This window comes from Micromonospora sp. NPDC049374 (genome assembly GCF_040677165.1).
GTDB lineage: Bacteria > Actinomycetota > Actinomycetes > Mycobacteriales > Micromonosporaceae > Micromonospora.
On the sequence record NZ_JBFAQH010000004.1, the window covers coordinates 15,496 to 27,704 of the forward strand.

Annotated in this window: 11 protein-coding genes; 4 read left to right on the forward strand and 7 right to left on the reverse strand. The window is 71.4% G+C overall.

Features of this window, described 5'->3' with window-relative positions; genetic code table 11:
• Positions 1–82 precede the first annotated feature (82 nt).
• The gene (locus AB0J93_RS08405) at positions 83–718 is read right to left on the reverse strand and encodes a uridine kinase (RefSeq protein ID WP_363919532.1); all 636 of its coding nucleotides are present in this window, start codon (positions 716–718) and stop codon (positions 83–85) included.
• 135 nt (positions 719–853) lie between these two features.
• On the reverse strand, positions 854–1,465 hold the full coding sequence (locus AB0J93_RS08410; RefSeq protein WP_363919534.1) for a winged helix-turn-helix domain-containing protein: 612 nt from the start codon (positions 1,463–1,465) through the stop codon (positions 854–856).
• Between the two features lie 370 nt (positions 1,466–1,835).
• On the opposite strand from AB0J93_RS08410, the gene AB0J93_RS08415 reads away from it, so the two are divergent.
• The gene (locus tag AB0J93_RS08415) at positions 1,836–2,228 is read left to right on the forward strand and encodes an ankyrin repeat domain-containing protein (protein WP_363919536.1); all 393 of its coding nucleotides are present in this window, start codon (positions 1,836–1,838) and stop codon (positions 2,226–2,228) included.
• Between the two features lie 28 nt (positions 2,229–2,256).
• Here the strand turns inward: AB0J93_RS08415 and AB0J93_RS08420 are convergent, their stop codons facing one another.
• From AB0J93_RS08420 to secA2, 4 genes are all read right to left on the reverse strand, one after another.
• Entirely contained in the window at positions 2,257–3,012 is a 756-nt protein-coding gene (locus AB0J93_RS08420) for a class I SAM-dependent methyltransferase (protein WP_363919538.1), read from the reverse strand.
• A 114-nt stretch (positions 3,013–3,126) separates the two neighbouring features.
• Entirely contained in the window at positions 3,127–3,627 is a 501-nt protein-coding gene (locus AB0J93_RS08425; protein ID WP_363919539.1) for a DUF2231 domain-containing protein, read from the reverse strand.
• A gap of 78 nt (positions 3,628–3,705) precedes the next feature.
• Entirely contained in the window at positions 3,706–4,446 is a 741-nt protein-coding gene (locus AB0J93_RS08430; RefSeq protein WP_363919541.1) for a GAF and ANTAR domain-containing protein, read from the reverse strand.
• 189 nt (positions 4,447–4,635) lie between these two features.
• A complete protein-coding gene (secA2, locus tag AB0J93_RS08435; protein ID WP_363919543.1) occupies positions 4,636–6,930 on the reverse strand; it encodes an accessory Sec system translocase SecA2 in 2,295 nt (764 codons plus the stop codon).
• A gap of 319 nt (positions 6,931–7,249) precedes the next feature.
• On the opposite strand from secA2, the gene AB0J93_RS08440 reads away from it, so the two are divergent.
• The 3 genes from AB0J93_RS08440 to ctaD all read left to right on the forward strand — a co-directional run bounded on the left by AB0J93_RS08440 (position 7,250) and on the right by ctaD (position 11,139).
• Positions 7,250–8,233, forward strand: coding sequence for a glucosyl-3-phosphoglycerate synthase (locus AB0J93_RS08440; protein ID WP_363920221.1), 984 nt, complete (start codon positions 7,250–7,252; stop codon positions 8,231–8,233).
• A gap of 85 nt (positions 8,234–8,318) precedes the next feature.
• Positions 8,319–9,047, forward strand: coding sequence for an ATP-binding protein (locus AB0J93_RS08445; protein ID WP_363919545.1), 729 nt, complete (start codon positions 8,319–8,321; stop codon positions 9,045–9,047).
• Between the two features lie 88 nt (positions 9,048–9,135).
• Entirely contained in the window at positions 9,136–11,139 is a 2,004-nt protein-coding gene (ctaD, locus tag AB0J93_RS08450) for a cytochrome c oxidase subunit I (protein WP_363919547.1), read from the forward strand.
• A gap of 66 nt (positions 11,140–11,205) precedes the next feature.
• Here ctaD and AB0J93_RS08455 read toward each other — a convergent pair whose 3' ends face one another.
• A complete protein-coding gene (locus AB0J93_RS08455; protein WP_363919549.1) occupies positions 11,206–12,081 on the reverse strand; it encodes a SigB/SigF/SigG family RNA polymerase sigma factor in 876 nt (291 codons plus the stop codon).
• Between the last annotated feature and the right edge of the window lie 128 nt (positions 12,082–12,209).

The window sequence follows — 12,209 nt, forward strand, 5'->3', positions numbered from 1 at the left end:
GGTCGGTCCGCACCCGGTCATACCGCCCAAGTCATCGCACCCGGGCGCTGTGAGCCCCGCGTTTACCCTCGTTGTCGACGACTCAAACCGGGCCGTCGACGGATTCCACCAACGCCGGGCGACGCGGGTCGTCGACCCGGACCACCACGTCGGCGAAGCTGGCGGGGGCCACCTCGGTGGCGTACCGGTCGAACGCGGGCAGGGTCCAGGCCAGTTCGGAGTCGGTCCGCCGACGCAACGCGGCGGCCGTCATCTCCAGGTGTACGACGACGTCGAACGCCAGCCCGCCGCCGAGCAGGAACGCGCCGCTGACCAGTACCACCCCGCCGGGTGGCAGGTCGACGTAGCCGGCCCGGCTGGCCCGGTCCGCCCGGGCGTCCCAGAGCGAGGGCAGCACCCTTCCGTGCCCGTCCGGCCCCGCCGGGTCCAGTACCTCCCGCCGCAGGCCGGCCTCGTCGACCCAGCCCTCGTAGTACGAATCCGAGTTGGTTCGGCCCCGTTCCAGGCGCAGCGAGGCGGGGCGCAGGAATTCGTCGGCCCGCACGTGCAGCACCGGGTGGCCGAGGGCGCGCAGTGGATCGACCAGGGCGTCGGCCAACTGGTCGGGGCGGGCGGCCGGAGCACCGTCCACCGCCACCCGCAGCCGTCCGGTCGACACCGCGCCGGCCAGCCGCTCGGACAGCTCGCTGACCAGGAGCGGCGGTGAAATGGGACGCACACACGCATCCGACCATGGTGCCCGCCGGTCGGTGCCGCCATGCCCGCCCCGGCCGCGCTGACCCGCAACCGCGCACCGGTCCTCGCGTCCGACGAGGCCCGCCGACCGTGCCCGGGCCAGGACGGCGCGGCGCAGTCAGCCGGCGCGGTCGAGGGTGACCCTGGCGTCGTCGGCCAACCGGTAGCCGACGCCGTAGACGGTGGTGACCAGCGGAACGTCCACGCCGACCTTGCCGCGTAGCCGACGCACGTGCACGTCGACCGTGCGTACGCCAGCGTGCTCGTAACCCCAGACGGCGTTGAGCAGCTGGAGCCGGGTGAAGACCCGCCGGGGATTCGCGACCAGGTGCAGCAGCAGATCGAACTCCAGCCGGGTCAGCGGCAACGGCTCGCCGTCGCGCAGCACCGAACGAGAGGACGCCAGGATGTGCAGGGCGGGAATGGCGGGCGCGAGCTGTCGCGAGGGTGTACGACCCGCCGGCACGGTCTCGCCGCGGCGTTCCGGTACGACCGGGCCGACGGTGGTGATGGTGCCCTCGCCCCGCTCCAGCATCTCCCGTGCCGCGTCGAGCAGCCGGCGCGCGGCCGGCGTCAGCGACTCCTCGCACGCCAGGGGAATGGAGAGGGTGACCGTCAGCACGGGAGCGGCGGTGTTGGCGGGACGACGCTGACCGCCGGGGGGTCGACCGGGCACCGCGGGTTGGGACGTATGCCATCCGGCGCGCGACGAAGCGGGGCTGACCGACATGGTCCTCCTTGGCTGGTCCGGGTATTCCCCACGGCCCCGGGACGCCGCTCTATCGATGCTTCCCGGCGCCCGTGCGAGGGTCAAGGGGCGGCTGCGTTGCATGAATGTGACAATTGACCGACACATCGGAGCCGTCCGCTCGCTCTGCGTACGAGGCCAGATGATTACAGCAGAGTCGCCAAGTTGACCTGATACGGGGGGTGGTCCACGCCGTTCGCGGCCTTCGGGGCGGGATGTCCGTACCCGGCGTGACGTCGGCTGTTCGCGCTCCCACGCCACGACCGTCACGCCAACGGGACAGCGGCCGGCGAAGATCAGCTGGTCGGCTGGCGGTCGCGAGCGGTGCGGCGGCGCCGACTAACCTGGACCGGTGAGCGACGAACTCGACGCCGAGACCCTGGAATTCGCGCACCGGATGTTCGACCTGGCGCGCGACGGCGCGACCACGGAACTCGCCGGGTACGTCGACGCGGGGCTACCGGTCAACCTGACCAACCAGAAGGGTGACAGCCTGCTGATCCTGGCGGCGTATCACGCCCACCCGGAGACGGTTCGCGCGCTGCTCGACCGGGGAGCCGATCACTCCCGCGCCAACGACCGGGGCCAGACGGCGCTGGCCGCGGCGGTGTTCCGCAGCAACGCCGAGGCGGTACGCGCGTTGCTCGACGCGGGTGCCGACCCCGACGGCGGCAATCCGTCCGCGGTGGCCACGGCCGAGTTCTTCGACCTGCCCGAGATGCTCACACTCCTGCGCTCCAGCTAGTGCGGTTTTTGGACACCGCACCAGGTGCCTACGCTCTGGCCTCGATGAAAAAGCGGCGGGCGTGGGCGACGAAGGTGCCCTCGGCGCGGATCCGATCGTGCAGGCGCCGCAGCGCGGGTCGGTGCGCCGCCACGGTGAAGCCGGGCACCGTCCAGATCACCTTCCGGAGGAACCAGACCACCGCGCCGATGTCGTGGAAGACCGTCCGCAGCGTCGCCTCGCGCAGGTCCACCACGGTCAGGCCGGCTGCCTGAGCGGCGGCCACCGCGTGCTCCGGATGGCGATGCGCCGGCGGCGGCAGCGGGCCGAGGATCGCCTCGCTGAGTTCGCGTACGGTCCCGGGGCCGATCTGCTGGGACAGGAACGTACCGCCCGGGCGCAGCACCCGCGCCACCTCGGGCCAGTCAGTGCGCACCGGATGCCGGCTGACCACCAGATCGAAGGCGGCGGCGCGGAACGGCAGTGGGGCGTCCCCCTTCACCGCCACCACGCTCGCCCCGAGCGGAGCCAGGTTGGCCCACGCCACCAGCACGTTCGGCGGCCACGCCTCGGTGGCGACCAGCAGCGGGGGTGGGTGGGGTACCTCGGCCAGCACCTCTCCCCCGCCGGTGTCGATGTCCAACGCCGCGTCGACGCCCGTCATCCGCGCCGCCACCAGCCGCGCGTAACCCCAGGGTGGGCGTTCCTCGGTGGCCCGCCCGGCGAGCCAGTCGAACGCCCACCCCTCGACCGGGGCGGCGGCCCCCTCGGCGATCAGATCCTCGAAGCTCGTCTCTCGCGGCACGGGTGTCAGCGTGTCCGGCCGAGCCCGCTCCGGCAACGCCTTATCCGACGCCGTCCCGCCGGAGCGTCGGCCGCCGACGCCGTCGGGCCCGCAGCCCGGGGAATCGGGCCGTGCCTACGGACGGGGCCGTACGACCCCGACGGTGGGGGCGTCCACGCCGCGTACGAGCTCGACGCTGGTCGCCTCGGGCCGGGTGGCGTCGAAGTGACGCATCAGCCGCGCGCCGAGACGTACGCCCACCCCACCGACGGCGAGGGCGAGCACTTCGACGGCCAGCAGCGCCGGTGAGGCACCGCGGTTCGTCGCGTCCGCCCGGACCAGGCAGGAGAGCAGGAACAGCCCGGCCATGCCGGCGTTGACGACGTTGAAGCTGATAGCGGTGTGCCGGGTCCGGTCGGGCGGCACGTCCCACAGGTCGACCATCCCGGCCACCGCAGTCAACGCGGCGGTCACCAGGGCGGCCACCGCCGTCCAGTAACCGACCTCGCCGAGGAAGACCGGGCCGCCGACCACGTCGGCGGAGTCGAAGATGACGGCACAGACGAAGAGCCCGTACGGAAAAGTCACAAGCATCGGTTGGATGGGATGTCCCTGCACCCGCAGCCGGCTCTGCATCGTGTCCCCCTGGATAGGTTCAGTCCATCAGTCCAGGGTGCTACCCGGGCGCCACCCGGGCGAAACGACACGCCCCGGTCAGTTGTCCCGGGGCCGGGAGACCGTGCTGACGAGTCGCTCCGCCACCTCCCGTAGCGGGATCGACAGCGAGGACGCCGCGCTGCGCAGCACGTCGAGGGCGTCCTCGGCCGGGCAGCCGCGCTGGGTCATGATGACGCCGACGGCCTGGCCGATCACGCCGTCATTGAGCAGCGCGCTGTCCTGCTGCCCGGTCAGCGCGGCGCGCTTCTCCCGGTCGCGGACCGCCGCCAGCAGCAGGCCGGCGTGTTCGGCCAGCAGCATCGCGGTCAACTGGTGACCGGGGGTCAGCGCGTCGGGTTCGGCGGCGTACAGGTTCACCGCGCCGATCACCTGGTCGTCGATGTCGACGGGCGCCGAGATGACCCCGCGTACGCCCAGTTCGCGGGCCCGGGGCGTCCAGTCCGGCCAGCGTGGTTCTGCGCTCAGTTCCTCCGCGCCGACCATCTCCCGGCGGCGGATCGCGTCCATCGCCGGGGTGTCCGGTCCGTACCGCAGGTCGTCCAGCCCGCTCAGTCGCGGATCGGAGGCGGCCACGCCGGCCGGCTCACCGGCCCGCAGGGCGGTGAAGCCGCACCAGGCGACCCCCGCCAGGGCGTCCCGGGTGATCCGGACCAGCGCGGACAGTGCCACGTCGAAGTCGTCCACGGCGATCAGCCCGGCGGTCAACTCCCGCAGCAGGGCAGCCGTCTCCAACACGCCGAGGGTCTCCGCCAGCGGCGTACGCGTCTCCAGGTTCACCGGCCCGCGACTCCCGTACGCCCGGTCAGCGTCGTCACCCGTCTCCTCCTCGGCTGGGCCCTCACGCTGGAGCCGCCCCTCGACATCACGATCGCCCTACTACCCGCGCCAACAATGGTCGAAACGGCGCAAACCGGGGCCCCTCCAGGGTACGGGTGCCGCCGGGAGGGGTGGGCCGGACCGGACGACTCAGCGTGAGCCGGCCCCGCTGAGCCGCCGGCCGACCGAGGCGATCAGCCGGTCCAGCTCGGAGCCGAACGGGTTGTCGTGCACGAGGTACGTCCAGGTGGCGCTCGGGCGGACCAGTTCCGCCGCGTCGGGCTCCCAGTCCTCGTCGAACTCGGTCTCGGCGAAGGTGGCGAGGGTACGCGCCTCGATCGCCGGTACCAGGTCGGTGAACGCCGGCACCGCGGCCCGGTGGAACTCGTCGAGCGGATCGAGCCGCCCCAGGGCCCGCAGGTGCACGCCCTCGCGGACCTCCGACAGCTCGGCCAGGTGCGACGCCCACAGCCGGTCGAGGTGGTAGAGGGCGATCGACCGGGCCACCTGGGCCAGCAGGTCCTCGTCCATCTCGCCGGCCTTCTCCGGCATCTTGTCCAGCAGCATCAGGGCCGCGACGTCGCTGGTGAGCAGCCGCTCCCGCCGCTCGGCGAGGGCCTTGCGCTGCTGCTCGACGACCACGCTGTAGCGCCAGGTGTTGCGGTGGATCTCGTGGTTGACCCCTTCCGCGACCCGCTGGGCGTGCTCGACGGCGTAGTCCACCTGCGGGTCGGTGACCAGGCCGTCGGCGTTCATCCGAGGCGACGGCGGCACGGTGTCACCGGCGTGACGGACGACCAGGTCGTCCTCCAGGCTGACGTAGAAGACCGAGCCACCGGGGTCGCCCTGGCGACCGGCCCGGCCACGCAGCTGGTCGTCCACGCGACGGCTGTCGTGCCGACCGCTGCCGATCACGTAGAGGCCGCCGAGTTCGGCCACCCGCTCCCGGTCGACCTGGTCGCTGCCACCGAGACGGATGTCCACGCCCCGGCCGGCCATCTGGGTGGAGACGGTGACCGCGCCGTACGCGCCGGCCTCGGCGATGATCGCCGCTTCCTCGTCGTCGTTCTTCGCGTTGAGCACCACGCACGGCACCCCGGCGGCGTTGAGCCCGGCCGCCAACTGCTCGGACTCCTTGACGTCAAGCGTGCCGACCAGCACCGGGCGCCCGTCGGCGTGGCAGCGCCGGATCTCGTCGATCAGCGCCTCCTCCTTCTCCGCCCGGGTGGCGTAGATGCGGTCCGGCTCGTCGACCCGCACGCACGGGGTGTTCGGCGGGATCACCGCGACCTCCAGGCCGAAGAACTCCCGCAACTGGTCACCGACGAGCACCGCGGTGGCGGTCATGCCGCAGACCACCGGGTAGAGCCCGACGTACGCCTGCACGGCGATGGTGCCCAGCACCTCGCCCTCGGCCGTGGCGTCCAGCCCCTCCTTGGCCTCGACCGCCGCCTGGAGCCCGTCGGGCCAGCGGCGGCGCTGGGCCACCCGGCCCCGCATCTCGTCGATCAGCTCGACCGTGCCGTCCCGGACGATGTAGTCCACGTCCCGGTGCAGCAGGGCGTGCGCGTGCAGCGCCACGTTGACCGCGGAGAGCTGCTCGACGTTCTCCTCGTCGTACAGGTCGATGCCGAGCTTGGCCTCGACGGCGGCCAGACCGGCGGAGGTGAAGGCCACACTGCGGCCGTCCTCGGCCACCGTGTAGTGCTTGCCCTTGCGCAGGCCGCGTACCAGCCCGGCAGCGGCGTGGACCGGGTCCTGCTCGCCGGGCACCGAGCCGGCGAGGACCATCGGCACCCGGGCCTCGTCGATCAGGATCGAGTCGGCCTCGTCGACGATCGCGGCACGCAGCGGCCGCTGCACCCGGTCCTCGATGTCGGTGACGAGCTGGTCGCGGAGGAAGTCGAAGCCGGCCTCGCTCACCGAGACGTAGGTGACGTCGCAGGCGTACGCGGCACGCCGTTCGACCGGGGTGGACGCCTCGTTGACCCAGCCGACCTTGAGCCCGAGCAGGGTGTAGATCGGCTCCATCCACTGGGCGTCGCGGCGGGCCAGGTAGTCGTTGACGGTCAGCACGTGCACCGGCCCGTTGCCGAGCCGGACGTGGCCGTAGGCGGCGATCGCCGCGGTGAGCGTCTTGCCCTCACCGGTGGCCATCTCGGCGACCTTGCCGGAGAGCAGCGACATGGCACCCAGCAGCTGGACATCGTACGGACGCTGGTCGATGCCGCGGCGGGCCGCCTCGCGGCCGAGCGCACAGATCTCCTCGTAGCTCGACGCCGCAGCCGCCGCCTCGGTGAGTTCGGCGTCGTCGAACGCCGAGATCTCCTCCTCGCGGGCCTCGATGACCGGCAGCAGCTTCTCCAGCGGAGCCAGATCGACGGTCGTCCCCGGGCGCTGGAGGAACCGGCGAAACCTGGTCTTCAACCGTTGCGACACACCCATGAGCCGCAACGGTACGCGACCTAACCGATCTTGAACGTCCCGCCCGCCCTCCCGAATTCGCGCGATCTTGCACTTTCTGCCTAGACATAAGGGATGTCCGGCGCATAAGGGCGACCAGAAGTGCAAGATCGCGGAAATTGGGATGACCGGCGAGGCGCAATCAAAGGTTCATCAGCTGGGAACGTGGCTGGAGCACAGTGGTGATCAAGCTGGGGGACCGATCCGATTAGCGTGCGGGGTGCTGGGAAATCCATCTTCCGGTCTTCCCGCCGACGAGGGGGTGCCTGTGCGCAACAACGAATCTCTGGTCTCGCCGGTGGTGGAGGCCTGGGCCACCTATCGGACCACCTCGGCGGCCGACTGGCCGACCCGACGACTCCTTCGGGCCAAGGGAGACAGCCGGGTCAGCGTGGTGCTGCCGGCGCGCAATGAGCAAGCCACCGTCGGGGCGATCGTGGCGACCATCCGCGAGCACCTGATGGACCGGGTGTCGCTGGTCGACGAGCTGATCGTGGTCGACTCGCGGTCCACCGACGGCACCGCCGCGGTGGCCCGGGCCGCCGGCGCCGAGGTGGTCAGCCAGGACGCGATGACCCGCGGGCTGCCCCGGTTGACCGGCAAGGGCGACGCGCTCTGGGCCGGCCTGGCCGCGGCGGAGGGCGACGTGGTGGCCTTCGTCGACGCCGACCTGCGCGAGTTTCGGCCGCACTTCGTCACCGGGCTGCTCGGCCCGCTGCTGACCGACCCGTCGGTCGATTTCGTCAAGGGCTTCTACCACCGGCCCCTGGTCAGCACCAGCGGGGTGGAGGCCGACGGCGGCGGCCGGGTGACCGAGCTGATGGCCCGGCCGATGCTGAACCTGTTCTGGCCGGAACTGGCCGGTTTCGTGCAGCCCCTCGCCGGTGAGTACGCCGGCCGCCGGGAGGTGCTGGCCCGGGTGCCGTTCGTCTCCGGCTACGGCGTCGAGACCGCCATGCTGATCGACCTGCTCGAACTCGTCGGGTTGGACGCGCTGGCCCAGGTGGATCTCGGCGAGCGTAAGCACCGGCACCAGGACACCGCCGCGCTGGGCCGGATGTCCGCCCAGATCATGCTCACCGCCTGGTCCCGGTTGCAACGACGGGGCTGGGCGAATTCGGAGGTGCTGCCCACCGCCCTGCTGACCCAGTTCCGCCGGGGCGGCTCGGACGCGCTGCCGAACCTGGACCGGGAGATCGTGGTCAGCGACGTCGCCGTGGAGGAGCGACCCCCGCTGGCGGAGTTGCAGCACCGACTGCCGCGACGGCAGGTCGCCGCGGCGTGACGTGTCCGGCCCCACCGTGGCGTTTCAGCCGGTGGGGGGCCGGGTACCTGCCAGTCTCTGCGACATCGCCGAGACGAGGGTGGAGATGGCCAGCCGGATCAGCTGCCAGGTGCACGACGGAGCACACGTCACCGTCGTACGCCTCGCCGGCACCCTCGACATGATCTCGATGCGTCAGGTGTACGCGTTCCTGGAGGAATGTCTGGCCCGACAGCCCGACGCGCTGGTGGTGGACCTGACCGAGCTGGACGTGCGGGAACAGCTGGCGGTGTCGGTCTTCGCCGCCGTGGCGCGCCGTGCCGCGGGTTGGCCGGTCGTGCCGCTGGTGCTCTGCGCGCCGCACCCGGACGCCGCCGCGCTGCTGGCCGGGTCGACGGCCTGCCGGGTGGTGCCGGTGCGGGACAACTGCGACGAGGCGAGCCAGGTGGCCGACGCGTCGGCGGTGACCCGACTGCGGCTGCGCCTGGACCCGGTCGCGGCGGCCTGCCGGCGGGCCCGGGAACTGGTGGTCGACGCCTGTGCCCGGTGGAACCTGCCCGAGGCGGTCGGCCCGGCCTCGGTGGTGCTCAGCGAGCTGGTCGGCAACGTGGTTCGGCACGCGGGCACCCCGATGCAGGTCACGGTGACCCTACGGCGGCCCTGGCTGCACCTGGCCGTGGTCGACGGCAGCAGTGCGGCGGCCCGGCCCGGCGCGGCCGGGCAGCGCGACGAGGGTGGTCGGGGGCTGCTGCTGGTACGCGAGCTGGCCGACCGCTGGGGCAGTGCCCCGGCCGGCGACGGAAAGGCCGTCTGGGCCACGCTACCGGCGAATTGACCGAAATTACCGCTCTCGCCTGGTTACATGGTCGACGGGGTGGGTAGCCACGCCCGTCCTTATCCGTCGTCAACGCAGGTGAGCGCTCATGCCCAAACGGGTAACCACCGAACCCGGACAGGACCGGGGCCCGGCGATCCTCGCCCCGGCCCGGTTCGGCGGCTATCCCGGACCGCTGCGCAGGCCGCTTCCGGGCGGAAAGCTGGTCAGGTTCCTGGCCACCACCGACCACAAGCAGATCGGTCTGCTCTACCTGCTGACCTCGTTCGGCTTCTTCGTGCTGGCCGGGATCGAGGCCATGGTCATCCGCGCCGAGTTGGCCCGGCCCGGTCTGCAGTTCCTCGCCCCGGAGCAGTACAACCAGCTCTTCACCTCGCACGGCGCGGTGATGCTGCTGCTGTTCGCCACCCCGGCGGCGTTCGGCTTCGCCAACTACATCGTGCCGATCCAGATCGGCGCCCCGGACGTGTCGTTCCCCCGACTCAACGCGCTGGCCTACTGGCTCTACCTCTTCGGCGGGCTGATGGTGGTCGGCGGGTTCCTGACCCCGGGCGGCTCGGCCGACTTCGGCTGGACCGCGTACACGCCACTGAGCACCGTCGAGCACTCCCCCGGCGTAGGCGCGAACATGTGGGTGATCGGCCTGGTGGTGTCCGGCCTGGGTACCATCCTCGGCGCGGTCAACCTGATCACCACGATCCTGACCCTGCGCGCGCCGGGCATGACCATGTTCCGGATGCCGATCTTCACCTGGAACATGCTCTTCACAAGCGTGCTGGTGATCCTGGTCTTCCCGCTGCTGGCCGCCGCGCTGCTGGCGCTGAGCGCCGACCGACTGCTCGACGCGCAGGTGTTCAACCCCGACACCGCCGGGCCGATGCTGTGGCAGCACCTGTTCTGGTTCTTCGGTCACCCCGAGGTCTACATCATCGCGCTGCCCTTCTTCGGCATCATCACCGAGGTCATCCCGGTCTTCTCCCGCAAGCCGATCTTCGGCTACACCGGGCTGGTGCTGGCCACCATCGCGATCACCGTGCTGTCGATGACGGTCTGGGCGCACCACATGTTCGCCACCGGCCAGGTGCTGCTGCCGTTCTTCAGCATCCTGAGCTACCTGATCGCGGTGCCCACCGGGGTGAAGTTCTTCAACTGGATCGGCACCATGTGGAAGGGACAGCTCACCTTCGAGACGCCGATGCTGTTCGCCATCGGCTTCCTGGTGACCTTCCTGCTCGGCGGGTTGACCGGCGTGCTGCTGGCCAGCCCGCCGGCCGACTGGCACACCCACGACAGCTACTTCGTGGTCGCCCACTTCCACTACGTCGTCTTCGGCACGGTGGTCTTCGCGCTCTTCGCCGGCTTCTACTTCTGGTGGCCGAAGATGACCGGGCGCCTGCTCGACGAGCGGCTCGGCAAGCTGCATTTCTGGACCATGTTCATCGGCTTCCACGGCACCTTCCTGGTGCACCACTGGCTCGGCAACGAGGGCATGCCCCGGCGGTACGCCGACTATCTGCCCACCGACGGGTTCACCACGCTGAACACCATCTCCAGCATCTTCGCGTTCGTACTCGGCGCGTCCACCCTGTTCTTCATGTGGAACGCCTGGAAGTCCTGGCGCTACGGCGCCGAGGTGACCGTGGACGATCCCTGGGGCTTCGGCAACTCCCTGGAGTGGGCCACCACCTGCCCGCCACCGCTGCGCAACTTCGACCGGATGCCCCGGATCCGCTCGGAACGGCCCGCGTTCGACGCCAAGTACGGCGAGCTCGTCTCCGACCTGGGCCGTGACCTTCCACAGCGCACCACGAAACCGCCGCAGGAGTTCCGCGACGAGATCCACCGGGAGGTGCACATGCCGGAATCACCGAGTGCCGAGGGGGCGCACGGCGCGCGGGAGGCGGTCGCGTACCAGCCCGCGCCGCAGTCCGGTGCCCGGCCGGTCGACGTGCCGGAGCCGGAGGAGGTACGCCGGCCGAGCTTCGAGGAGACCGACGAGCCGGAGGACAACCCGCTGGGCGCGCAGCGCGACGCGCAGCCCAACGACCGGTGGCGACATCCGCGCGGGCACGGTGACACCCCGCAGAACTGATGACCCACGCGTACCGTCGGGGCGGCACCACTCGGTGCCGCCCCGACGACGTTCCCTGATGGTCGGTCAGCGCCCGCGTACCGGAGCCGCGGCGCGCGCCTGGTTGGCCGCCTCGGACTCGGCGGGACCGTTCTGCCACGGCGGTGGCGCGTCGGCGAGCATCGCCTGGCGCAGCCAGGTCAGCGCCCTGGACAGCAGCCGGGACACGTGCATCTGGGAGATGCCGAAGCGGGCCGCGATCTCGGCCTGGGTCTGGTTGCCGTAGAACCGCATGGCCAGGATCCGCCGCTCCCGCCAGGGCAGCCGGTGCAGCAGGCCGCTGACGGTCACCCGGTCGTCGACCGACTCCAGCGCGATGTCCGACTCGCCGACCAGGTCGCCGAACTCCGCCGAACTCTCCCCGCCGACCGGCGCGTTGAGCGACGCCGGGCTGTAGCCGGCCGCCGACTCCAGCGCGGCGAGGATCTCCGCCTCCGGCGTCTCCAGCCGTTTCGACAGCTCGGCCACGGTAGGCGCCCGAGACAGCTCACTGGTCAGTGCCGCCGTCGCCTGTCCGACCTCCAGGATCAGGTCGCGCAGCCGGCGGGGCACATGCACGCCCCAGGTGCGGTCCCGGAAATGGCGTTTGATCTCACCCACGATGGTGATTGCCGCGTACGCGGTGAAGGAACCCCGTTCCGGGTCGTACCGGTCGACGGCGTTGACCAGCCCCAGACGGGCCACCTGCTCCAGATCCTCAAGCGGTTCCCCGCGTCCCCGGTAGCGGCGGGCCAACCGGCCCGCGAACGGCAACGCGAACCGGACCAGGTCGTCGCGGGCCTCCTGGCGACGCTCCGGCGGTAGCCCTTCGATCCGCGCCGCGTACGCCAGCGCCGCAGCGTCGAGGTCCTCCAACCCCCGATCGGTGGGTGGTGGTGTGGTTGTGGTGGTCTGTCCGAACATCCGCGCCTCCCTCGGGAAGGACCCCGCCCGGATTCACCGACACCGGGCACGCGCGTAGGCACGCACGGGCCTGTGACTGGGTTACGTGACTGGGATGCCAGCGGGCGACGGCGCCGCGCCACGCAAGG